At 69.8% G+C, this 22,626-nt stretch carries 22 protein-coding genes, 1 tRNA gene and 2 pseudogenes; 16 read left to right on the top strand and 9 right to left on the bottom strand.

All coding sequences use genetic code 11. From position 1 onward, the window contains the following. Positions 1 to 6: 6 nt before the first annotated feature. The gene (locus NGF19_RS09745) at positions 7 to 996 is read right to left on the bottom strand and encodes a pirin family protein (protein WP_252424103.1); all 990 of its coding nucleotides are present in this window, start codon (positions 994 to 996) and stop codon (positions 7 to 9) included. A gap of 126 nt (positions 997 to 1,122) precedes the next feature. Between NGF19_RS09745 and NGF19_RS09740 the strand changes: the two genes are divergently transcribed. The 3 genes from NGF19_RS09740 to NGF19_RS09730 all read left to right on the top strand — a co-directional run bounded on the left by NGF19_RS09740 (position 1,123) and on the right by NGF19_RS09730 (position 2,798). Further along, positions 1,123 to 1,602: a carboxymuconolactone decarboxylase family protein gene (locus tag NGF19_RS09740; protein WP_252424102.1), complete on the top strand. Its 480-nt coding sequence runs from the start codon at positions 1,123 to 1,125 to the stop codon at positions 1,600 to 1,602. A gap of 230 nt (positions 1,603 to 1,832) precedes the next feature. After that, on the top strand, positions 1,833 to 2,339 hold the full coding sequence (locus tag NGF19_RS09735) for a GNAT family N-acetyltransferase (protein ID WP_308288470.1): 507 nt from the start codon (positions 1,833 to 1,835) through the stop codon (positions 2,337 to 2,339). A gap of 291 nt (positions 2,340 to 2,630) precedes the next feature. Beyond that, a complete protein-coding gene (locus NGF19_RS09730) occupies positions 2,631 to 2,798 on the top strand; it encodes a hypothetical protein (protein WP_252424100.1) in 168 nt (55 codons plus the stop codon). A 230-nt stretch (positions 2,799 to 3,028) separates the two neighbouring features. On the opposite strand, the gene NGF19_RS09725 is transcribed toward NGF19_RS09730, so the two are convergent. Then, positions 3,029 to 3,637 (bottom strand): hypothetical protein, encoded by a 609-nt coding sequence (locus NGF19_RS09725; RefSeq protein WP_252424099.1) that lies wholly within the window; start codon positions 3,635 to 3,637, stop codon positions 3,029 to 3,031. Between the two features lie 693 nt (positions 3,638 to 4,330). On the opposite strand from NGF19_RS09725, the pseudogene NGF19_RS09720 reads away from it, so the two are divergent. Continuing rightward, positions 4,331 to 5,031, top strand: a pseudogene (locus NGF19_RS09720) (transposase); the annotation flags it as partial. 704 nt (positions 5,032 to 5,735) lie between these two features. Next, positions 5,736 to 6,014: pseudogene (locus tag NGF19_RS09715) on the top strand (site-specific integrase); the annotation flags it as partial. 109 nt (positions 6,015 to 6,123) lie between these two features. Here the strand turns inward: NGF19_RS09715 and NGF19_RS09710 are convergent. Further along, a tRNA-Pro gene (locus tag NGF19_RS09710) sits at positions 6,124 to 6,197 on the bottom strand. A 285-nt stretch (positions 6,198 to 6,482) separates the two neighbouring features. On the opposite strand from NGF19_RS09710, the gene NGF19_RS09705 reads away from it, so the two are divergent. Then, positions 6,483 to 7,712, top strand: a complete 1,230-nt coding sequence (locus NGF19_RS09705) for a phosphodiester glycosidase family protein (protein WP_252424098.1) — start codon at positions 6,483 to 6,485, stop codon at positions 7,710 to 7,712. A 3-nt stretch (positions 7,713 to 7,715) separates the two neighbouring features. Here the strand turns inward: NGF19_RS09705 and NGF19_RS09700 are convergent, their stop codons facing one another. From NGF19_RS09700 to NGF19_RS09685, 4 genes are all read right to left on the bottom strand, one after another. Next, the gene (locus tag NGF19_RS09700; protein ID WP_252424097.1) at positions 7,716 to 7,910 is read right to left on the bottom strand and encodes a hypothetical protein; all 195 of its coding nucleotides are present in this window, start codon (positions 7,908 to 7,910) and stop codon (positions 7,716 to 7,718) included. A 142-nt stretch (positions 7,911 to 8,052) separates the two neighbouring features. After that, positions 8,053 to 9,150 carry an acyl-CoA dehydrogenase family protein gene (locus NGF19_RS09695; protein WP_252424095.1) on the bottom strand — a complete coding sequence of 366 codons (1,098 nt, stop codon included), beginning with the start codon at positions 9,148 to 9,150 and terminating at the stop codon, positions 8,053 to 8,055. Then, positions 9,147 to 10,328, bottom strand: a complete 1,182-nt coding sequence (locus tag NGF19_RS09690; protein ID WP_252424093.1) for an acyl-CoA dehydrogenase family protein — start codon at positions 10,326 to 10,328, stop codon at positions 9,147 to 9,149. The genes NGF19_RS09695 and NGF19_RS09690 overlap by 4 nt, the downstream gene beginning before the upstream one ends. Next, entirely contained in the window at positions 10,325 to 11,296 is a 972-nt protein-coding gene (locus NGF19_RS09685; protein ID WP_252424091.1) for an NADPH:quinone oxidoreductase family protein, read from the bottom strand. The genes NGF19_RS09690 and NGF19_RS09685 overlap by 4 nt, the downstream gene beginning before the upstream one ends. A 122-nt stretch (positions 11,297 to 11,418) precedes the next feature. Between NGF19_RS09685 and NGF19_RS09680 the strand changes: the two genes are divergently transcribed. From NGF19_RS09680 to NGF19_RS09660, 5 genes are all read left to right on the top strand, one after another. Continuing rightward, positions 11,419 to 11,892 carry an NUDIX hydrolase gene (locus NGF19_RS09680; protein ID WP_252424089.1) on the top strand — a complete coding sequence of 158 codons (474 nt, stop codon included), beginning with the start codon at positions 11,419 to 11,421 and terminating at the stop codon, positions 11,890 to 11,892. Between the two features lie 95 nt (positions 11,893 to 11,987). After that, the gene (locus NGF19_RS09675; RefSeq protein ID WP_252424087.1) at positions 11,988 to 13,373 is read left to right on the top strand and encodes an NADP-dependent succinic semialdehyde dehydrogenase; all 1,386 of its coding nucleotides are present in this window, start codon (positions 11,988 to 11,990) and stop codon (positions 13,371 to 13,373) included. Between the two features lie 25 nt (positions 13,374 to 13,398). After that, the gene (locus NGF19_RS09670) at positions 13,399 to 13,629 is read left to right on the top strand and encodes a DUF6213 family protein (protein ID WP_252424086.1); all 231 of its coding nucleotides are present in this window, start codon (positions 13,399 to 13,401) and stop codon (positions 13,627 to 13,629) included. A 117-nt stretch (positions 13,630 to 13,746) separates the two neighbouring features. After that, positions 13,747 to 14,898, top strand: coding sequence for a type III polyketide synthase (locus NGF19_RS09665; RefSeq protein WP_308288465.1), 1,152 nt, complete (start codon positions 13,747 to 13,749; stop codon positions 14,896 to 14,898). A gap of 7 nt (positions 14,899 to 14,905) precedes the next feature. Beyond that, a complete protein-coding gene (locus NGF19_RS09660; RefSeq protein ID WP_252424083.1) occupies positions 14,906 to 15,445 on the top strand; it encodes a cupin domain-containing protein in 540 nt (179 codons plus the stop codon). Between the two features lie 38 nt (positions 15,446 to 15,483). Here the strand turns inward: NGF19_RS09660 and NGF19_RS09655 are convergent, their stop codons facing one another. Beyond that, positions 15,484 to 16,746, bottom strand: a complete 1,263-nt coding sequence (locus tag NGF19_RS09655) for an acyl-CoA dehydrogenase family protein (protein ID WP_252424081.1) — start codon at positions 16,744 to 16,746, stop codon at positions 15,484 to 15,486. Between the two features lie 187 nt (positions 16,747 to 16,933). On the opposite strand from NGF19_RS09655, the gene NGF19_RS09650 reads away from it, so the two are divergent. Further along, positions 16,934 to 17,578, top strand: a complete 645-nt coding sequence (locus tag NGF19_RS09650) for a TetR/AcrR family transcriptional regulator (protein WP_252424079.1) — start codon at positions 16,934 to 16,936, stop codon at positions 17,576 to 17,578. Between the two features lie 7 nt (positions 17,579 to 17,585). Here the strand turns inward: NGF19_RS09650 and def are convergent, their stop codons facing one another. Continuing rightward, positions 17,586 to 18,143 (bottom strand): peptide deformylase, encoded by a 558-nt coding sequence (gene def / locus NGF19_RS09645; protein ID WP_252424077.1) that lies wholly within the window; start codon positions 18,141 to 18,143, stop codon positions 17,586 to 17,588. Positions 18,144 to 18,286: 143 nt separating this feature from the next. Here def and NGF19_RS09640 point away from each other — a divergent pair, with 143 nt between their 5' ends. The 4 genes from NGF19_RS09640 (at position 18,287) to NGF19_RS09625 (ending at position 22,605) form a co-directional block, all read left to right on the top strand. Beyond that, positions 18,287 to 19,525, top strand: coding sequence for a MurT ligase domain-containing protein (locus NGF19_RS09640; RefSeq protein ID WP_252424075.1), 1,239 nt, complete (start codon positions 18,287 to 18,289; stop codon positions 19,523 to 19,525). Positions 19,526 to 19,557: 32 nt separating this feature from the next. Further along, complete coding sequence (locus NGF19_RS09635) at positions 19,558 to 20,289, top strand: type 1 glutamine amidotransferase (protein ID WP_252424073.1); 732 nt, start codon at positions 19,558 to 19,560, stop codon at positions 20,287 to 20,289. Positions 20,290 to 20,456: 167 nt separating this feature from the next. After that, on the top strand, positions 20,457 to 21,482 hold the full coding sequence (locus tag NGF19_RS09630; RefSeq protein WP_252424071.1) for a 6-phosphofructokinase: 1,026 nt from the start codon (positions 20,457 to 20,459) through the stop codon (positions 21,480 to 21,482). Between the two features lie 154 nt (positions 21,483 to 21,636). Then, positions 21,637 to 22,605, top strand: coding sequence for a cytochrome c oxidase assembly protein (locus tag NGF19_RS09625; RefSeq protein WP_372505627.1), 969 nt, complete (start codon positions 21,637 to 21,639; stop codon positions 22,603 to 22,605). The last annotated feature ends 21 nt before the right edge of the window (positions 22,606 to 22,626 follow it).

The following is a 22,626-nucleotide window of genomic DNA, read 5'->3' as shown; positions in this document are numbered from 1 at the left end:
GACTGGTCAGTGGCGCGGTGGATTCCTGCGCGGTCTGATGACGGCGTTCGGCAGAGCGGGGGCGGGAAGACGGTCGCCCTCGTACCCTTCGACGGCGCCGAAGCGATCGGAGGAGTTCTGCCAGTCGTCCCGGGCCCTGGCAATGTCCTCGTGGCTGCGCCCGATGAAGTTCCACCACATGACGATCTCCTCCCCGAACGGGGTGCCGCCGAGCAGGACCGTCCGCGCGACGTCGTCCGACTCGTTCGTCAGCGTCAGTACGTCGATCCCCGGGTGGACGTAGCCCAGCTCCGCCGGGCCCACCAGGGTGTCAGCCAGACATACCTCGCCCTGGTCGACCAGGAGGCCGTGCTCGAAGCCGGGGTCCACGGCGAGCGTGAGGGCCGCGTGCGGCTGGAGGACGATCTCGGCGCCGAGCAGGGGCGTGAAGGTTCGCACCGGGGAGGTGTGGCCGGCGAGGGAGCCCAGGAAGACCCTGATCTCGGCGCCGTCGACTCGCGCGGGCTCGGGTACGTAGTGCTGGAAGTCCCGCTCGGTGTTGCGGTGCTCCCCTGGCAGCGCCACCCAGAGCTGGACGCCGTGCAGGATGGTCGTGCGCGGGGTGGAGACCTCCGAGTGGCTGATGCCGTACCCGCCCGTCATCAGGTTCAGCTCGCCGGGCCGTACGTAGGCGTGGCTGCCCAGGCTGTCACGGTGCTCGATCTCCCCGCTGAACAGCCAGCTCACCGTCTGCAGACCGGTGTGCGGATGCGGGGCGACATCCATGCCGCCGGTCACCGAGACGTCGTCGGGGCCGTAGTGATCGACGAAGCACCAGGCACCGATCAAGGTCCGGGCGCGCTGCGGCAGGGTCCGCCGCACGGTCATCGCGCGGGGGCCGCCGAGGGGCACATCGCGGGGCGTCAGTACGTCGATCCGCGCCGCATCGGCCGACCGCTCGAGGTCCGCCGGCGCGCCGCATCGCAATTCCATCGGCTTCGTCTCGACATTGCTCACCGTGGACTCCTTCCAAAGACGTTCCAGATTCAACTATCATGCATCATGCACGATGACAGGTCGGCGATACCAACAGGTACACACCACAAAACAGGGGAGCCGGACAGGCCCCGGAGGAGTCCCAGGTTGAGCACTCACACGACCGGGTCCGCACTCCAGCGGATCTTCATCGACAAGCAGAGCCCGACGGCCTATCAGGCGTTGGTCCGGACCTCGGAAGCGGTCCGCGCGGTAGCCGCCGAGGCGGGCCTCGACCGAACGCTCGTGGAACTGGTCAACCTGCGCGTGTCGCAGATCAACGGCTGCGCTTACTGCCTCGACGTACATACCAAGGCGGCCGTGCGCGCGGGCGAGACCGCGCAGCGGCTGGGTGTGCTGGCGGCGTGGCGGGACACCGAGGTGTTCACCCCCGACGAGCGCGTGGCACTGGCGCTCGCGGAAGCGACCACCGATCCCGCTGACGCGGCACTGCAGCAGGCCGCATACGACAGCGCCCGCGAGGTGCTCACGGACGACCAGATCTCCGCCGTGATCTGGGTCGCGGTCACCATCAACGCGTTCAACCGGGTCTCGATCATGAGCAAGCATCCGGTGCGGACGCGGTAGCCGGTTCCCGTTGCGCAGCACGCGGCACGCGGCACGCGTCAGGACCGGATCAGCGCAGCGCCGCCGACGCCGACTCCACGGCACGGTGGAACCTCGGATAGGCGACCAGGCCCCCCGGTGCCCGGTCTGCGTCCTCGGCCAGTCCCCTCGCCGCCAGGAGTGGGACACCACCGCGGTGGCTACCGGACTGGTCCGCGCTCGTCGACGAACACGGTGGCGATGACGCGGACATCCGCCTGCGTTACGCGCCCGGCCCCTGCGACCGGGAGGACACCCTCACACTCGGAGACAGCCTGCCCGACCCCTTCGGAATCAACGGGCTCGGTCTCGCCTGGGCGGACAAGGAACACACACTCGCGGCCTTCCATGACAGCCGGCGGGTGGCATCCCTGGGTTGGCTGCTACGGGATATGACCTTCGACGGGGCGCCGCGCCGTGTCGCCGGGCTGGGCAGCGTGCTGGTGGACCCTGCTCACCGGGGCCGGGGCATCGCCAGGACCATGATCAGCGTCGCGGTAGAACACGCACGGGCGGCCGGGGCCGAAACGGTGATGCTGATCTGCCTCCCGGAGCAGGTTCCGTTCTTCACGCGCCTCGGATGGCGCCAGATCTTTGCGGCGGTCACCCTCCAGCAGCCCGCTGCCGTCCGACCCTGCCCACTGAGCACCATGACGTACGACCTGACCGACCTGCCCCGACCCAGCATCAGCGTGGACCTGCAGGGCCTGCCATTTTGATGCGCTGGTCAGAGGTTCACCAGTGACTTCTGGTGAACCTGCGAGTGGCGTACGCCCCGAGGATTTCCTTCTCGCTGCGAATGCGGGCGCGTTCGCGTCGTTGAGCAGTGAGGATGTCGGGGCCGGTCATGCTCGGATGCGGGAGCGACCGCAGGGCTTCGGCGTAGTCGGCGGGCGTCCGATTCGTGACCACTTGCGGTGAAGGGAGCGCGAGCGGACGGTTCCTGACTCATGTCCATGGCGCCTCGGTGGCCTGCGTCTCTGCGCACCGTCGAACGGAGCCAGCCGACGGTGCCGAGTACACAGTGGCGGACCGACAACACACCCCGCGCCATGGCGACCTGGCGCAACCTCACGGTCGGTGCCCTACGACTGAACGGCACGAAGAACATCGCCTACGACCTTCGCCGCAATGCGCGTGACGCCCGCCGACCCCTCACGTTCCTCGGCCTCGTCTGAGCACGAAGTGGACGTCACTCGACTACGCCGAAGCCCTGAGGGCTGTTGCTGAACAACTTCAGGCTTTGACCTTGGTCAGGCGGGCTGTCTCGCGAGGTCATCGAGCGGAACGGCACTTCGGCGTTCGTGAGTTGTATTCCCACGGCTCCCTGGGCCGCTCAGGGGTCGACCGGGTCCGGCGCATGCGTTCTCGGCGTTCTCTCGGGCCGAGAACGAGAGGTAACACCGCTTCAGATGGTCGGGGTGTCGTCGACAAGCGGCCTGTGGATCTCGACGACCGGCTTCCACCCCGCGGAGAACTCGATGAAGTCCGCACGGGTGGGGTAGGTGTCGATCGCGCGACGGTCACGCTTGGGGCTGTCGCTCCCCTTGCGCCCCCGGGGAATCTGCTCCTCGAAGATGTCGACCTTCACGTCGGGAACCTCCTTGAGGCCCTGACGCCAGATCTGCACGACGTCGGCGCCGAACGCCTGCCGGACCGCAGCGTAAAGGGCCGTGAGGGCCCCCTTGTCCCCATTAGGGACGAAAAGCGCCAGGTCCAGCACGACACCGGCGGACTGGAGGACCTCGATGGTCACCGAGCCGTTCTCGTCGGCCAAGTAGATTCCGGCTTCGTTCTCGTCGTCGGGAAGGCAGGAGACGTCTTCCTGGAATACGGTTCTCACCGTGATCGAGCCACCATCGAAAGCCTCACCGGACTTGGTCAGGAAAGCAGGGACATAGCAGTCGGGAAGCTTGAGTTCTGCCGTGTCGGCGGAAACGAAGATCCTGTCCTTCACGCCGAGCTTCGTCACCTCTTCCAGCGAGAGGCGGCGAGCGGCGATCTTCTCCGTGTTCACGATTTCCCTTTCAGGTTGCACTATCCCTCTGACCGAGGACGCTATCACGAAAGCCTGAGGTCAACTGACCAGTAATCTTTGGGTAGATGGCCTCCGATGACCTGCACGGGAGGATACCGAAGCGAGTGCCGCTCGGTCGAAACACGCATCCGCCAGGCAGTGTCCCTCGTTATGGAGTTGGGGATCAACTGCGGTTGCATTTCGGTGCTTTGAGTAGCACAGAGGAACCAAAAGAGAGTTTAGGATAGATATCACCCATATCGCCTTCAGGGGAGGTGGCGGCGGAGTAAGGAGATCCATTCGTCGTGCATCTCGAAGGGCGCAGCGGAAACAGACCGGATGGTCCGACAACGCAACAACGGACACTCCCACCGGCAACTTCGGATGGAGCGCGAACCGGAGCCGCGTACTACCGCGCCCTCTTCGGTCAGGACTTCGGCACAGTCGGCTGGCGCTCCATGCTGACGTCTCGTCGCGTTGGGCAGGGTTCCGTACACGGCAGGCACGGACGTCCGCTGACCGCATCCGGAAGTGTCCGGGAACGATCTTCCGGATCTGCTGGAACGGCTCGCACAGGTCCCGGACCCGTGAGATCCGCTCCGCGGGGAGTACGACACCCTCTCGTGACACTCCTGGCACTGACGGCCCGCACGGTCCTCGCCGGAGCGCGATCCCTGCTCGCGGTGAGCGAATGGGCGGCCGACGCGCTGTCGGCCCTGCTCGAACGGCTCGGCACGACCGTCGACCCGCTGGTGGCGCCCCAGGGAGGCCGAGGATCGCAGCGAGATCCAGGCATGACCGTCACCGACGCCATCCACCAGGCCGCTTTGAGCATCTCGGTCTCGGCATGGACGCCGGCCGTCGAACCCGACGGCGAGATCCGCGACGGCGCCTGGGTCGCCGAACCGGCCGGCGACTGTCTGACCGGCTGACCGAAGGGCATGCGGCCGATCGTGCGCAAGGAACGGCCCCACCCCGGCGCCCAGTTGCGCTTCGCCGACACCGACGGGATGCGGCTGACGTGCTTCGCTACCAACAACACCCGCGCACCGATCGCGGAACTGGAACTGCGCCACCGCCAGCAGGCCGGGCCGAGGACCGCAACCGGCCTGCGCAACCTGCCCCTACAAGACGCCACGTAGAACCAGATCTGGCTGGAGGTCGTCCAGATCGCCCTCGACCTGCCGGCCTGGATGCCGATACTCGCACTGACCGGCAAGGTCCGCCTGTGGGAGCCCCGCCGCCTGCGGCTGCGGCTGCGGCTGTTCTCCACCGCCTCCCAACTCGTCACCACCGGCCGCCGCCGCAACCTCCGCCTCGCCCGCCACTGGCCCTGGACCGACGTGATCACCGATGCCCTGGACCGGCTCCACGCACTCCCAAACCCCGGCTGACCTGCACTGTCCCGTCCCTGCGAGCAGCGCCGCCCCACCAGAGCAGTGGAACCCTGCGCCCGCTCGACGCGACAACCGGGCCATCAGCACGCCCGCAAACCGCAATCCCCCCTCCGGACGAGCAGGAAGGGGCCCGTCAACAAGCCGACGACCCCTCATGCAAGACCGAAGCCAAGGGGGGTGACCTGCCCGACAGGCCGCCTGGCACTCCACCAGAACGAGCGTCAAGATATCGCCCGTAACGCCCACACTGCGCATAATGTGCACCGCCGAAGCCGCGGGGCAGGAGTCCCTGGCCGCCGGTTCAAGGATGGCAACGCACTCCACATGACGCGTCATCGAAAGTAAATGGAAACGGCACACCACCCTCGGTGCCAGGGGAACCGAGAGGCCGAGAGGCCTCTGGGTAAATCTGCACGCCGAGCGGACAGAGCCCCCGGGATCCTGCCATGAGGGCGAGCAAATATAGGCGCAAACCGCCAGCTAAACCGGCGGTTCCAGAGACGATGTTCCCTCACACCCGACCCCGAGCACCGCCAACCGATCGGATCACAAGCAGAGGCAATTCGGCCACGCCGTGCCAGCACTCGACGTGTTCTCCGTTCGCGAATTATGCGATCGACCTCTGGACACTTACGTAGACCCGTTAGACCCGTTTAGTATTCCGTACTCCTTGGAGACGACTCGCACTTGGCCGCCAAGCTGTCAGCCAGGAGATCCACCCCCTCGTCGCCCAGCGCATCCTGTCCGCCGGTCCTGACCCGGACGCCCGACCGTCCACCGGCCCGCGCGGCGGACGCATCTTCACCGCGGCCCTGCGCGACGCGACTCACTGGGACGACGTGGTCACCAAGCTCGGCTACGGGCACCTGCGCCGCCACGGCCTCCGGCACACCGGACTGATCTGGTTCGCCGACGCCGGGGTCCCCGTACACGTCCTGCGCAGGATCGCCGGCCACGGATCACTGACCACCACCCAGCGCTCACCCGCTGACGCGGTCAAGCGCGCGGGTCCCCAACTGGTCCCCAAGAATGATCAAGGGGCCGTATCGAATACTTCCGATACAGCCCCTGACCTGCGACTCTTACGAGTCGGGACGACAGGATTTGAACCTGCGACCCCTTGACCCCCAGTCAAGTGCGCTACCAAGCTGCGCCACGTCCCGATGCGTTCTCGCGGTGACCCGCGTGACTGCGCAGGTAAACACTACCGCACCGGAGCCAGGCACCGCTCACCGCGCCTCGGTCGCCGTCGGGCATGGCGGCTTGGCGGGGTGGTCTGTGGCACAACCGAGGGTGGTGCGGGCGGGCTTGGGGGTCGAAGCACTCGAAGGGGTGTTTTCACTCACACGTTCCCGTGGCGTCGGTGCCCGAAGGGCATGCGGTGAGGAGGTGTGTCTGATGCACTGCCCCTTGGTTTCCAGGGAGTTGACGAGACATCAGGGGGAGCGATGGCACGTCGGAGCTGGCGGATCGACAGGGCGCTCACGGCTCTTGCGGTATCGAGTGTGCTGGTCGGCGCGGCCCTCGTGGGGGCGGGCCCGGCCAGTGGTGCGCAGCGGGCGCGGACGATCGCACCGAGCGTTCTGTACAGCGAGTTCGACATCTCCGCGGCCAAGGGGGTGGCACGCGCGCACCTTCTCACTGTCGATCTGCGCAATCCGCAGGTACGGGTCGGGCTGTTGCATCCGCAGGCCGTGGCGGCGCGGGCCACCGTCTCGCGGCTCGCCGACGCTCAGCGCGCGGTCGCGGGGGTCAACGGTGACTTCTTCGACATCACGGAGAGCGAGCACCCCGGCGTGGCGGTGACCGGCGCGTCCGACGGGCCCGCGATCGCCGACGGGCGCCCGCTGAAGGCCGCTGTCCCGAACGGGCAGCGGTTCGGGCCCGTTCTACCGCCCGGCACGAGCACCAAGGACGTGCTCGGGGTCGGCACCGACCGCACGGCCCGGCTCGACCGGCTCACCCTGTCCGGCTCCGTGAGCACCCCGCAAGGGCGGTTGAAGCTCGGTGGGCTCAACCAGTTCGCACTGCCGCAGGGGTCGATCGGGGCGTACACCTCGGACTGGGGCAGCGTGTCGCGCAGGTGGGCCACCTGCGGCACCGACAGCGACCGGGCCGCGCCGTGCAGCAAGGACACCTACGAGGTGACGGTCAGGAAGGGCCGGATCGTCGCCACGGCCGCCCGGCCCGGCAGCGGGCCCATCGCGGCCGGCACCACGGTGCTCGTGGGTCGCGAGGCCGGGGCGCGGACGTTGCGCGGGCTCTCCGAGGGCGAACGGGCCCAGGTGCAGCACCGGTTGGTGGCGACCACGTCCCGCGTCCGGTACTCCTTCGCCGTCGGCGGCTTCCCTGTACTGCGCCACGGCGCACCGCTGCCCGGCCTCGACGCCACCACCTCCGCCGTACGCACCGCCGTAGGCATCACGGACAGCGGGCACCGTCTGCTGCTCCTCGCTCTCGACGGTGGGCCTCGTTATCGCGGCGGCCTCACCGTCGCCGAAGTCGCCAGTGTCCTGGGGAAGTTGGGTGCCACGGACGGGTTCAACCTCGACGGCGGCGGGTCCACGACGATGGTCACCCGGGCCTCGAAGGCGCGCGCGGCGAGCGTGCGCAATCACCCCAGCAAGGGCGCCCAACGCCCGGTTCCGAACGGGATCGGTGTGTTCTCCACGCTCTGAGAGTCAGGGGCGCAGGCCACTGACCAGGTCCGCCGTCGCCGCCAGGCCCTGGTGAATGGTCGGGGCCATGCTCGAACTGGCCAGATAGAAGCCGAGCAGAACGCAGATCATGGCGTGCGAGATCTTCAACGCGCCGTTGCGCATGAAGACCACCGTGAAGAACAGGAGCAGCAGCACCACAGAGATGGAAATGGCCATCGTCGTTCTCCTCCACCACGCCCGCTTTGCCGCTTTCGGCCGCAAGTTTGGCGTAGTGGAGGGTTGGTCCGTGCGGCTGACGTGTCCGCCGAACGTGTGGTTCCGTCCGCTCGTGGCACATCTCTTGGCATATCGGGCAGCGTCAAGGCGCGCGCAGATCGGCGAGTTCGGCCACTGCGGCGCGATGGCCGCCCGCGGTTCCGTACGCGATCGAGTCCGCCTTCGCCCGCTTCAGATACAGATGGACCGGGTGCTCCCATGTCATACCGATCCCGCCGTGCAGTTGCAGTGCCTCCTCGGCGGCTCGTACGGCGACGGGTGCCGCGTAGGCCTGGGCGACGGCGACCGCGAGGTCGGTGTCCTCGCTGCCGGTGGCGAGCGTGTCGGCGGCGTTGCGTGCGGCGGCGCGCAGCCCGGCGATCTCCAACCACAGCCCGGCGAGCCGGTGTTTGAGTGCCTGGAAGCCTCCGACCGGCCGGTTGAACTGCCTGCGCTCCTTCAGATAGCGCACGGTCTCGGTCAAGCACCGGTCGGCGAGGCCGAGTTGCTCGGAGGCGAGCAGCCCGGCGCCGGTACGCAGGGCGCGTTGTACGGCCGGTCCGGCGTCGTCGGTCAGTCGGCGGCCGGGGGCTCCGGAGAAGGTGAGGGCGGCCAGTGGCCTGGTGAGGTCCAGGGACACCTTCGGAGTCACGGTCACCACCTCCGTGTTCACCGCGTACAGGCCGCCGTCCCGCGCCGGGACCAGCAGTACGTCGGCTACGGCCGCGTCCGCCACGGCGGTCAACTCGCCGTGCAGCGCGCCTTGTTCATGGCGTACGACGGGGTGGGCGCCGCCCGGCCGGGCAGCCGGTCCGACCGCGAGCGTCGCCACGGTCTGTCCGGACGCCAGTTGCGCGAGGAGCCCGGCGGCCTCCTCTCCCCCGCAGGCGAGCAGCGCCTCGGTCGCGACGACGGCGCTCGTGAGGTAGGGCACCGGGGCGACCGACCGCCCCAACTCCTCCAGGACGACGGCCGCTTCGCGATGCGTGGCGCCCTGGCCACCGAAAGACTCCGGCACCAGCAGCCCGGCAAGGCCCATGCTCTGGGCGAGCGTCCTCCACAGCGACCGGTCGTGCGGGGTGTCCGACGCGATACGGGCGAGGACGGCCGCCGGGTCGCAGTGGTCCGTGAGCAGGTCCCGGACGGCGGCGCGCAGCGCGTCTTCCTCCTCCGAGTACAGCAGGTCGGGCTGCGTCGTCATCGGGCCAGGTCCTTCCAGGGGATGTCCTTGTCGGTGCGCGGCTCGGCGGGCAGGCCGAGGACGCGCTCGGCGACGATGTTCAGCAGGACCTCGCTGGTCCCGCCCTCGATGCTGTTGCCCTTGGCACGCAGATAGCGGTAGCCGGCCTCCCGGCCGGTGAAGTCCACCAGCTCCGGGCGGCGCATGCTCCAGTCGTCGTACAACAGCCCTTCTTCGCCGACGAGTTCGACTTCGAGGCCGCTGATCTCCTGGTTGAGACGGGCGAACGCCAGCTTCATGCCGGAGCCTTCGGGGCCCGGCTGGCCCGCGACGAGCTGCTGGCGCAGCCGTTCGCCGGTGAGGCGGGCGACTTCGGCCTCGACCCACAACTCCAGCAGTCGCTGGTGCAGGTCATGGGTGCGCAGCTCGGGGCGCTCGCGCCAGGTCTTCGCGACGGGTCCGATCATGCCGCCCTCGCGGGGAAGGCGCATACCGCCGATGGACACGCGCTCGTTCATCAACGTGGTCTGTGCGACCCGCCAGCCGTCGCCGATCTCGCCGAGGCGGCGGGAGTCGGGGATGCGGACGTCGGTGAGGAAGACCTCGTTGAACTCGGCCTCGCCGGTGATCTGCCGCAGGGGCCGGACCTCGACGCCGGGGTCGGTCATGTCGCAGAGGAAGTAGGTGATGCCCTGGTGCTTGGGCACGTCCGGGTCGGTGCGGGCGATGAGGATGGCCCAGCGGGCCGCATGGGCGCTGGACGTCCACACCTTCTGGCCGTTGACCACCCAGGCCCCTTCGTCGCGGACGGCCCGGGTGCCGAGCGCCGCGAGGTCGGATCCGGCGCCGGGCTCGCTGAAGAGCTGGCACCACACCTCCTCCCCCGTCCACAGCGGCCTCAGGAAGCGGCGCTTCTGCTCCTCGGTGCCGAAGCGGAGGATCGTCGGCGCGGCCATGCCGAGGCCGATGCCGATACGGCGCGGATCGTTGTCGGGTGCGCCCGCGGCCTCCAACTCCGCGTCGACGACGGCCTGGAGAGAACGCGGGGCACCGAGGCCGCCGAGGCCCTCGGGGAAGTGCACCCAGGCGAGTCCGGCGTCGAAGCGGGCCCTGAGGAAGTCGAGGCGGTCGGTGGCGGCGGGAGGGTGTGCCGCCAGCAACTCCCTTGTGCGAGTGCGTAGTTCGGTGGAGTCGGTCATACGGCGTCTCCGTTCTCCGGCAGCACGGCGATCCGGCCCGTGGTCGTCCCGTCGGCCACGCGCTGCACGGCGTTCGCGGCGTCGGCCAGCGGCACCCGCTCGCTCACCAGCGGCTTGACGGCACCCCGGGCGGCCAGTTCGGTGAGCTGCTCGTGGCAGTGCTGGACCAGCTTCGGGTTCTTGGCGAGGTACGGGCCCCAATGCAGACCGAGGATCGAGTAGTTCTTGACGAGGGCGTGGTTCAGGGCCGGGCTGGGCACGGACCCGCTCGCGAAGCCCACGACGACGATCCGCCCCTCGAAGGCGACGACCTTCGTGGACTGGGTGTAGGCCGCACCGCCCACCGGGTCGTAGACGACGTCCACGCCCCGGCCGCCGGTGGCCTCCTTCACCGCGGCGACGACGTCCTCGGCGCGCCGGTCGATCACGACGTCACACCCCGACGCGCGGGCGACGGCGGCCTTGTCGGCCCCGCCGACCACGCCGATGACGGTCGCGCCCGCCGCCTTGCCGAGCTGTACGGCCGCGCTGCCGACCCCGCCCGCGGCGGCGTGGACGAGCAGGGTCTCGCCCGGCTCCAGCGCGGCCCTGCGGTGCAGGCCGAACCAGCCGGTCTGGTAGCCGATGTGCAGAGCGGCGGCCTCCACGTCGTCCAGCGCCTCGGGCGCGGGCAGGACGACCGCGGCGTCGGCGACGGCGTAGTCGGCGTAACCGCCGTACGGCAGCGCGGGGTTGGCGATCACCCGACGCCCGTCCTCGGTCTCGGCGCAGACCTCCAGACCTGGCGTCAACGGCAGCGACGGCCTGACCTGGTACTGGCCGCGGCACAGCAGCGCGTCGGGGAAGTTGACGGCGGCGGCCCGTACCCGCAGCAGGACCTGGCCGTCCGCGGGCGTGGGCCGTTCCACCTCCTGGAGCCGCATCACCTCGCTCGGCTCGCCGTTCTCGTACACGCGCCATGCCTGCATTACGGGGCCTCCACGGGACGGGGACTGCTGCGTCTGAGCGGGGTCGATCGCATACTAAGCGGTCGCTTGCCGTTGCGGAACGGTCCTGCACAGGTCTGGCGGCGCCGGATAGCGTGGCGGTCATGAGCAAGCGGGGCAGGCACAGCGCCGGGCTGCTGTTGTTCCGGCGCACCGAGCACGGCGGTCCCCAGGTGCTGCTCGGTCATATGGGCGGCCCGTTCTTCGCCCGCCGGGAGGCCGGGGCGTGGACCGTTCCCAAGGGCGAGTACGACCCCGAGGAGTCCGCGTGGGACGCGGCGCGCCGCGAGTTCCAGGAGGAGCTGGGGCTGCCGCCGCCCGCCGGGGCGGCCGTACCGCTCGGTGAGGTGCGCCAGACCGGCGGCAAGATCGTCACGGTCTGGGCGGTCGAGGCGGACCTCGACCCGGCGGAGGTGACGCCCGGGACGTTCACGATGGAGTGGCCGCCGAGGTCGGGGCGCGTCCTGGAGTTCCCCGAGCTGGACCGGGTGGAGTGGATGGGGCTCGACCGGGCCCGGGAGGTCATCGTGACCGCGCAGGCCGTGTTTCTCGACCGGCTCGCGGAGCACTCGGCCTGAGCACCTGAGCGCCCCCGTGGGAGCGCTGCCCGCGTTGCGGTGGTCACCGCCGCGCGGGAAGGTCGAAGCAGAGCCCGTTCCCAGGAGGTCGGCCCATGCCCATCGCCACCGTGAACCCGGCGACCGGCGAGACGCTCGCGACGTACGACGCCCTGGGCGCGGAGGAGATCGAACGCAGGCTCGCCGCCGCCGACACCGCGTTCCGTACTCATCGCACGACCACGTTCGCCGAACGGGCGCTGCGCATGCGCAAGGCCGCCGACCTGCTCGACGAGGACCAGCGGGACGTCGCCCGGGTGATGACCACCGAGATGGGCAAGCCGATCAAGCAGGCCCGCGCGGAGGCGGCGAAGTGCGCGAAGGCGATGCGCTGGTACGCCGAGCACGCCGAGGAGCTGCTGGCGGACGAGGAGCCCGCCGAGCAGGACGTGAAGGACTCGGGCGCGGCGTGGGCGATCGTGCGCTACCGGCCGCTCGGCCCGGTGCTCGCCGTGATGCCGTGGAACTTCCCGCTGTGGCAGGTGGTCCGGTTCGCGGCGCCCGCGCTGATGGCGGGCAATGTGGGACTGCTCAAGCACGCCTCGAACGTCCCGCAGACCGCGCTGTATCTGGAGGACCTGTATCGCAGGGCGGGCTTCGCCGAGGGCTGCTTCCAGACCCTGCTCATCGGCTCGGGCGCGGTGGAGGAGGTGCTGCGCGACCCGCGGGTCAGGGCCGCCACCCTCACCGGCAGCGAACCGGCGGGCCGGGCCGTCGCGTCGGTCGCCGGGGACGAGGTCAAGAAGACGGTCCTGGAGCTGGGCGGCAGCGACCCCTTCGTCGTCATGCCGTCCGCGGACCTCGACCAGGCCGCCGAGGTCGCGGTGCGGGCCCGGGTGCAGAACAACGGGCAGTCCTGCATCGCGGCCAAGCGGTTCATCGTGCACACGGATGTGTTCGACGCCTTCGCCGAGCGGTTCACGGCCGGGATGAAGGCGCTGCGGACCGGCGACCCGATGGCGGAGGAGACCGATGTCGGTCCGCTGTCCAGCGAGCGGGGGCGGGCCGATCTGGAGGAGCTCGTCGCCGACGCGGTGGAGAACGGCGCGACGGTGCTGTGCGGGGGCGAGCGTCCCGACGGTCCGGGGTGGTACTACCCGCCGACCGTCCTCGCCGATGTCACCCCGCCCATGCGGATCCATCACGAGGAGGCCTTCGGTCCGGTCGCCACGCTCTATCGGGCCGCGAATCTGGACGAGGCGGTGGCGATCGCGAACGACGCGCCGTTCGGGTTGAGTTCCAATGTGTGGACGCACAACGGCACCGAGGTCGACCGCTTCGTACGGGATCTGGAGGCGGGCGGTGTCTACATCAACGGGATGACCGCGTCGCACCCCGCCTTCCCCTTCGGCGGCGTCAAGCGGTCCGGTTACGGCCGCGAGCTGTCCGGGCACGGAATCCGGGAGTTCTGCAACATCACCACCATATGGCACGGAGCGTGAGCGTTCCGCCGCTACGATCGCTCCTGTGAACCGCGAAGTGACCCTACCGCTGATCGTGGACGACCGCGGCACGTTGCAGGTGGCGGCGGCCGATGTCAGCAAGCTGCTGCGCACGGTGGGCGGCCGGTGGCTGCGCCTCGTGGAGGACGGCGACGACGGGCTCGACGAGGACACGGTGGCCGCGCTGACGATCGAGCTGGCGAAGCTCGCCGATCGGATCGACGTCGCGTGCATCGCGCACAGTTCGCTGCGCTGACCGTTCGCCGCGCCGGGCCGGGACGTGCACCGCTCGCGTACCAGGGATCTCACTCTGGGTGGATCGCTGAAGTGGAGTAGTCCGACGAGATATCCGCGCGCCCCGGGGTGATCGTGGGTGGGTCACCCGAAGAGGGGTCACCCACCCTTCCGCCGGGGGACGGGAAGTCCTCCGCCAAGGCGAAAGAAGGCGCGCTCCATGGCGACTCTGTGCAGACCCGCGGTTTCCGTGCCGGAACACGTGATCACGATGGAGGAGACGCTCGACCTGGCGCGCTCCCGCCACGCCGACCACCCCCAACTCCCGCTGGCGTTGCGGCTGATCGAGAACACCGGGGTGGTCACCCGGCATATCGTGCAGCCCATCGAGGAGACCCTGAAGCACCCGGGGTTCGAGGACCGCAACAAGCTCTACGAGGCCGAGGCGAAGGCCCGGGTCCCCGCGGTCGTCCAGCGGGCGCTGGACGACGCCGAACTGCTGCCCTCCGACATCGACGTGATCATCTACGTGTCGTGCACCGGGTTCATGATGCCGTCGCTGACCGCCTGGATGATCAACACGATGGGCTTCAAGAGCGACACCCGGCAGATACCGATAGCCCAGTTGGGCTGCGCCGCGGGTGGTGCGGCCATCAACCGGGCGCATGACTTCTGCACCGCCTACCCGGACGCCAACGCGCTCATCGTGGCCTGCGAGTTCTGCTCGCTGTGCTACCAGCCCACCGACCTCGGCATCGGATCGCTGCTGTCCAACGGCCTGTTCGGCGACGGCATCGCGGCGGCGGTGGTCCGCGGCAAGGGCGGTACCGGCGTCCGACTGGAGCTCAACGGCTCGTATCTGATCCCCAAGACCGAAGAGTGGATCATGTACGACGTGCGGGCCACCGGGTTCCACTTCCTCCTGGACAAGCGGGTGCCGGGCACCATGGAGCCGCTCGCCCCGGCCCTGCGGGAGTTGGCCAGACATCACGGCTGGGACGCGTCCGACCTCGACTTCTACATCGTGCATGCCGGTGGTCCGCGGATCCTGGACGATCTGAGTACGTTCCTGGAGGTGCCCTCGGAGGCCTTCCGGTTCAGCCGGGCCACGCTCACCGAGTACGGCAACATCGCGAGCGCCGTCGTCCTGGACGCGCTGCGGCGGCTCTTCGAGGCGGGCGGCGCCGAGCACACCTCGCGGGGGCTGCTCGCAGGGTTCGGGCCGGGCATCACCGCGGAGATGGCGCTGGGCCGCTGGCAGGTCGCCCAGAGCGCCGGGCCGAAGAAGTGAGCGACCGATGACGGCGACGGAAGGGCTCGCGGCGGTCGAAGGTCTGCTCGTGCCGCCGGGGCACGGGCGGGTCGTGCAGACACCGGCCCAGCAGGTGACGTTCAAGGTGACCGGCTCGCACTCGCGCATCTCGTCCACGTTCGAGGTGCTGGTGCCCCCGGGCTTCGATGTCGGCGCCCATGTGCACACGCGCAGCGAGGAGTTGTTCTACGTGCTCGAGGGCGAGCTGGACGTGCTCGCCTTCGAACCGCGCGTACGGACGCCCGACCACTGGCAGAAGTGGGAGTCGAGGTCGGGCAACCGGGTGGTACGGGCGACGCCCGGCACGGTCATCGTCGTACCACCCGGCTGTCCGCACGCGTTCGCGAACCCCACCGAGGCCCCCGCGAAGATGTTCTTCCAGGCGTCCCCTCCCCCGGACCACGAGCGCTACTTCGAGGAGTTGCTGGAGATCCTGCGCGACGGGGGCCCACCGGATCTGGCGGCGATCGAGGCGTTGCGCAGGCGCTACGACATCGAGCAACTCACGCCGCTGCGGCACCGATAGCGCGCTCGCGGGCCGAACGAGCCGACGGGCCGAAGGAGTCAGCGGATCGGCATCCCGGACAACGTCCGGGCGATGACGAGCCGTTGGATCTCGCTCGTGCCCTCGAAGATGGTGTAGATGGCCGCGTCCCGGTGCATCCGCTCCACCGGGTACTCGCGGGTGTAGCCGTTGCCGCCGAGGATCTGGATCGCCTGCGCGGTGACCTTCTTCGCGGTCTCACTGGCGAACAGCTTCGACATCGAGCCCTCGGCCGCCGTGAACGGCTTGCCGTTGACGGCCATCCAGGAGGCGCGCCACACCAGCAGCCGGGCGGCGTCGATCTGGGTGCGCATGTCGGCGAGTTGGAAGGCGACGCCCTGGTTGTCGATGATCGGGCGGCCGAACTGCTCGCGCGTCTTTGCGTAATCGAGAGCCACCTCGTACGCGGCGCGGGCGGTGCCGACGGCCATCGCGCCCACGGCAGGACGGGACGCCTCGAACGTGGCCATCGCCGCGTTCTTCACCCTCCCCCACTCTCGGCTGCGCTCGAGCGGGGGGACCCCCATGCCGCCCTTCTTGGCCTTCTCCCTTGCGCGGGCGAGGCGTTCGTCCAGCTTCTCCTTGCCGCCGAGCAGACAGGAGCCGGGGACGCGGACGCCGTCGAGGACGACCTCGGCGGTGTGCGAGGCGCGGATGCCGTGCTTCTTGAACTTCTGCCCCTGGGACAGGCCGGGGGTGTTCGGCGGGACGATGAAGGAGGCGTGGCCCTTGGAGCCCAGCTCGGGGTCGACCACGGCGACGACCACATGGACGCCCGCTATACCGCCGTTGGTCGCCCAGGTCTTGGTGCCGTTGATCACCCACTCGTCCTTGGCCTCGTCGTACACGGCGCGGGTACGCATCGAGGCGACGTCGGAGCCGGCGTCGGGCTCGGAGGAGCAGAACGCGGCCACCTTGACGTCCTGGACGTCGCCGTACATCTGCGGGATCCAGGTGCCGATCTGTTCGTCGGTGCCGTTGGCGAGCACGCCCACGGCGGCGAGGCCGGTCCCGACGATCGAGAGGGCGATGCCCGCGTCCCCCCAGAACAGCTCCTCCATGGCCATCGGGATGCCGAGGCCGGTGGGGTCGAAGTACTGCTGGGCGTAGAAGTCGAGGGAGTAGATGCCGGTCTTCGCGGCCTCCTGGATGACCGGCCAGGGAGTCTCCTCACGCTCGTCCCATTCGGCGGCGGCGGGACGGATCACATCGGCGGCGAAGCCGTGCAGCCAGTCCCGGACCTCCTTCTGTTCGTCGTTGAGCTCCATGGTGAACTCGGCCATGTCCCCTCCAGCGCTGCGCTAGCATGTTACTTGCGGTAACTGCAGTCTGTTACCGGCCAGTAGGAGAAGTCAACTCCCGAACCGTCCACGAGCGCCCGTCGGCGGAGTCGGCAGCTCACTCGCTGCCGCCCCGACCTTCGGTGTTAGTTTGCGCAGGCGTCACCGATCACCACGGGTGGGGAGAGATATGGATACCAGGCAGCGGACCGATCAGCAGCGGTCCGCCGACCAGCGTCGGCGTGAGCTGCTGGAGGCCGCCGACCGGGTGGTGCTCCGCGACGGCCCCGGCGCCTCGATGAACGCCATCGCCGCCGAGGCGGGCATCACCAAGCCGATCCTCTACCGTCACTTCGGCGACAAGGGCGGGCTGTACGCCGCGCTCGCCAAGCGCCACACGGACGCGCTGCTCGACTCGCTGCGGGCGGCGCTGGACGCCCCGGCCGCCCGGCGCGAGCGGGTCGAGGCGACGCTGGACACCTATCTCGCGGCGATCGAGGCTCGGCCGCAGGTGTACCGCTTCCTGATGCACCCGGCGGAGGGCGGCGCACCGAGCGACCAGGGCTTCGACACGGGCCGCCACTCCATTCCGCTGCTGCGCCGCATGGGCGAGGAGCTGGCCGAGGTCATCGAGGAGCGGGTGGACCTCGGCCCGGACAGCCGCCGCCTCGCCCGGGTGTGGGGGCACGGCATCGTCGGCATGATGCATGCCGCCGGGGACTGGTGGCTCGGCGAACAGCCCTGCGCGCGGGCCGAGTTGGTGCACAGCCTGGCGGATCTGCTGTGGGGGCGGCTGGCCGTCGCCGGGGACCGCGCGGGCGGTCCGGGGTTCTGACGCGCGCTCAGCGCCGCGCCGTGTCCGCGCTGCTCCAGGGGGCCTTGGCCGCCTGCCGCAGCACCCGGCGTCGACGGCGGTCGTCGAGCCGGTCCACGTACAGGCCGCCGTCCAGATGGTCGCACTCGTGCTGGAGACACCGCGCGAACCACCCCGTGCCGTGCACCCGCAGCGGTTCGCCCGTCACCGTGAAGCCCTCGACGACCGCTTCGTCGTAGCGTTCCGTCCCGGCCTCGAGACCCGGCAGGGACAGACATCCCTCCGGTCCGCGCAGCACCACACCGTCCGTCGCCACGAGCCGTGGGTTGACCACATGTCCCCGGTGGCGTACCTCTTCGTCGTCCGGGCAGTCGTACACGAACACCCGCAACGCCTCCCCGATCTGGTTCGCGGCCAGGCCCACGCCCCGCGCCGCGTACATCGTGGCGAACATGTCCTCGACGAGCCGGGCCAGTTCGGGGCCGAAGGCGGTGACCTCCTCGCAGGGCTTGTGCAGAACAGGGTCACCGAGCAGGGTGAGGGGCCGGACTCGCCCGTGGGCGCCCGGGATGGAACGGTGTCGCATGGCGGCAAGGGTACGGTTCCCGCATGTCGCGCGGGCACCGGGCCGGTGCCGCGATTCGGGAGTGTGACCGGATCTCGATAGGCTGAGATCCGCACGTTGCCGGGACAGGGCTGCGCGCCGTACGCAAGGAGGATCGGGAACTGATGGCAGGCAACTCGGACCCGCTGACGCCGCGGGCCAAGCTGGCCGTGACCGCGGGCAAGGCGGTCGCTGCGGCATCGCGCGCAGCGGGACGTGGCAGCGGATCAGTGATCGGCGGCCGAGTGGCGCTCAAACTCGACCCCGATCTGCTCGCCCGGCTCGCCACGCACCTGGACGTCGTCCTGGTCTCGGCGACCAACGGCAAGACGACGACGACCCGGCTGATCGCGGAGGCGCTCCGCGCCGCGGGCCCGGTCGTGTCCAACGCGCTCGGCGCCAACATGCCCGCCGGTATCACCTCGGCGCTGGCGGGCGGCTCGGACGCCAAGTTCGGGGTCATAGAGGTGGACGAGAAGTATCTCGCCCGGGTCGCCCGGGACACCGCCCCGCGATGCATCGCGCTGCTCAACCTCTCCCGCGACCAGCTCGACCGCGCCGCCGAGACCCGGATGCTCGCGGAGAACTGGCGCGAGGGCCTGTCGGGCTCCAAGGCCGTCATCGTCGCCAACTGCGACGACCCGCTGATCGTGTGGGCCGCGTCCTCCTCGCCCAACGTGGTCTGGGTGGCCGCCGGGCAGATGTGGAAGGACGACGCCTGGTCCTGCCCGTCCTGCGGCGGTGTGATGCAGCGCCCCGGTGACGACTGGTACTGCGGCGAGTGCGGCTTCCGCCGACCGACCCCGAGCTGGGCGCTGTCCGGCGACCACGTCCTCGACCCGCACGGCTCGGCCTGGCCGATCCACCTCCAGTTGCCGGGTCGCGCCAACAAGGCCAACGCCGCCAGCTCCACGGCCGTCGCCGCCGTCTTCGGGGTGCCCCCGCAGGTCGCGCTGGAGCGGATGTACCAGGTGCAGGCGGTGGCCGGGCGCTATGACGTGGTCCAGTTCATGGAGCGCGATCTGCGGCTGCTGCTGGCGAAGAACCCGGCCGGCTGGCTGGAGACGTTCTCGCTGATCGACCCGCCGCCGACCCCGGTGATCCTGTCCGTGAACGCGCGCGGCGCCGACGGCACCGACACCTCCTGGCTGTGGGACGTCGACTACACGCGCCTCACCGGCCACCCGATCTTCGTCCTCGGCGACCGCAAGCTGGACCTCGCCGTGCGGCTCGAGGTCGCGAACCAGCACTTCCAGGTCTGCGACAGCCTCGACCAGGCCGTCCAGCAGGCCCCGCCCGGGCGGATCGAGGTCATCGCGAACTACACCGCGTTCCAGGACCTGCGCCGCCGCGTCGGCAACTGATCACCGCACCGACCCCTGAAGGACGATCATCGATGAGTGACAGCAGCCTCCGGCTGGTGTGGATCTACCCCGACCTCCTCAGCACCTACGGCGACCAGGGCAACGCGCTCGTCGTGGAGCGCCGGGCCCGGCAGCGCGGCCTCGACGTGGCCCGCCTCGACGTGCGCAGCGACCAGCCGGTCCCGACCTCCGGCGACATCTATCTGATCGGTGGCGGCGAGGACCGTCCGCAGCGGCTCGCCGCCGAGCGGCTGCGCCGCGACGGGCATCTGTACCAGGCCGTGCAGAACGGCGCGATCGTGTTCTCCGTCTGCGCGGGCTACCAGATCCTGGGCCATGAGTTCATCAACGACCTCGGGCAGCGCGAGCCGGGCCTCGGTCTGCTCGACGTGGTCTCGACGCGCGGCGAGGGCGAGCGCTGCGTCGGCGACGTCCTCGGCGACATCGACCCGCGCCTCGGCCTGCCGCCGCTCACCGGCTTCGAGAACCACCAGGGCGTCACCCACCTCGGCCCGACCGCCCGCCCGTTCGCGCAGGTCCGCCAGGGCCGGGGCAACGGCACGGGGGACGGCACGGAGGGCGCGTACAACGACACGGTCTTCGGTACGTACATGCACGGGCCCGTGCTCGCCCGCAACCCGCTGATCGCCGACCTGCTGCTGAAGCTGGCGCTGGACGTCAACGCCCTGCCGCCGGTGGACGACCGCTGGTACGAGGCGCTGCGCGACGAGCGCATCGCGGCGGCGCAGCAGCAGACCGCGTAACACCGGGCCACGGGCGCCCCTCTGACACCCCGTCCGCACACCTGAGCGGGGGCGTCCAGCAGTCGGACGAACGGTGTCGTCCCGCCGCCTGCCGCCGTAGGGTGGCGGGGATCGATCCGGACAGCGTGGTCCGGCCCCGGCCCATGTGGAGAAGGGATCCTGGGTCCATGCGCATTGGCGTGCTCACCTCCGGCGGAGACTGCCCCGGGCTGAACGCCGTCATCCGGTCCGTCGTGCACCGTGCCGTCGTCGACCACGGCGACGAGGTCATCGGCTTCCGGGACGGCTGGAAGGGCCTTCTGGAGGGCGACCACCTCAAGCTCGACCTCGACGCGGTGGGCGGCATCCTGGCGCTCGGCGGCACGATCCTCGGCTCCTCGCGGGTGCGCCCCGAGCATCTGCGCGACGGTGTGGAGCGGGCCCGGGACCATGTCGCGCAGCTCGGGCTGGACGCGATCATCCCGATCGGCGGCGAGGGCACGCTCAAGGCGGCCCGGCTGCTGTCCGACCACGGGCTGCCGATCGTCGGCGTACCGAAGACCATCGACAACGACATCGCCGTCACGGACGTCACCTTCGGCTTCGACACGGCCGTGGGCGTGGCCACCGAGGCGCTGGACCGGCTGAAGACCACCGCCGAGTCCCACCAGCGTGTGCTGATCGTGGAGGTCATGGGCCGCCACACCGGCTGGATCGCGCTGCACTCCGGCATGGCCGCGGGCGCCCACGCGATCGTCGTGCCCGAACGGCCCTTCGACATAGAGGAGCTGACCGCGCGCGTCGGCGAGCGGTTCGCGGCCGGCAAGCGCTTCGCGATCGTCGTGGCCGCCGAGGGCGCCAAGCCCCGGCCGGGCACGATGGACTTCGACGAGGGCGGCCGGGACGTCTACGGCCATGAGCGCTTCGCGGGGATCGCCCGCCAGCTCTCCCTGGAGCTGGAGGAGCGCCTCGGCAAGGAGGCCCGGCCGGTGATCCTCGGGCATGTCCAGCGCGGCGGCACCCCGACGGCGTACGACCGTGTCCTCGCCACGCGCTTCGGCTGGCACGCCGTGGAGGCCGTGCACCGCGGCGAGTTCGGCATGATGACCGCGCTGCGCGGCACCGACATCGTGATGGTGTCCCTGGCGCAGGCCGTGCAGACGCTGAAGACGGTCCCCGACGAGCGGTACGCCGAGGCGGAGTGCGTGCTGTGACGGCGCCGAAGCCCTGTGACATACCGCGCCCCTGACGGGCGTACTGCACCGCCCCCGGTCGTAGCCGCGACCGGGGGCGGTTCTACTCTGGGGGGCGGTTCTACTCTGCTGCGGACAGAACAGTCCACAACACCCATGAAACAGGAGCTGGCGGATGGATCACAGCGCGCATGACATGCATGGCATGCACGGGATGACAACGGATCTGCCGCCGTTCACGCTGAGCCGGGGTATGGAGTGGTCCCCGGACTGGTTCTTCCTCATCTCCTGTCTGCTCGGGCTCGGTCTGTACGGGTGGGGTGTCGTACGTCTCACCCGGCGCGGCGACAAGTGGCCGGTGGGCCGTACGGTCGCGTTCGTCCTCGGCGTCCTGACGATCATGCTCGTCATGTGCACCAAGCTGAACGACTACGGCATGGTCATGTTCAGCGTGCACATGGTGCAGCACATGGTGATCAGCATGCTCTCGCCGATCCTGGTCCTGCTCGGCGCCCCGACCACGCTGGCGCTGCGCGCGCTGCCGACGGCGGGCCGCGGTCACAAGGGCCCGCGTGAGTGGCTGCTGATGCTGCTGCACAGCCACTACATGCGCGTGATCACCCACCCGCTGTTCACGATCCCGATGTTCATCGCCAGCCTCTACGTGCTGTACTTCACGCCGCTCTTCGACTTCCTGATGGAGTCCAGGACCGGGCACATCGCGATGATGATCCACTTCCTCGCCGTCGGCGTGGTGTTCTTCTGGCCGATCATGGGCGTCGACCCGGGCCCGAACCGCCCGAGCCATCTGATGCGGATCCTGGAGCTGTTCGCGGGCATGCCGTTCCACGCGTTCTTCGGTATCGCGCTGATGATGGCGACCACGCCGATGATCGGCACCTACCAGAACCCGGCCGCCTCGCTCGGTATCGACGCCCTCTCGGACCAGACCGCGGCGGGCGGCATCGCCTGGGCGTTCAGCGAGATCCCCTCCGTCCTCGTGCTGATCGCGCTGCTGTACCAGTGGCACGGTTCCGAGCAGCGGCAGGCGCGGCGCAAGGACCGGGCCGCCGAGCGCGACGGCGACAAGGAACTCAAGGCGTACAACGCCTATCTGGCCTCGCTCAACGCGCGCAGCCACTGAGATCGCACACAAGGGGGCCGC

It is taken from the genome of Streptomyces macrolidinus, assembly GCF_023887685.1.
GTDB lineage: Bacteria > Actinomycetota > Actinomycetes > Streptomycetales > Streptomycetaceae > Streptomyces > Streptomyces macrolidinus.
Note: the sequence above shows the minus strand (reverse complement) of the source record. Positions and strands in the feature narration are given on the sequence as shown.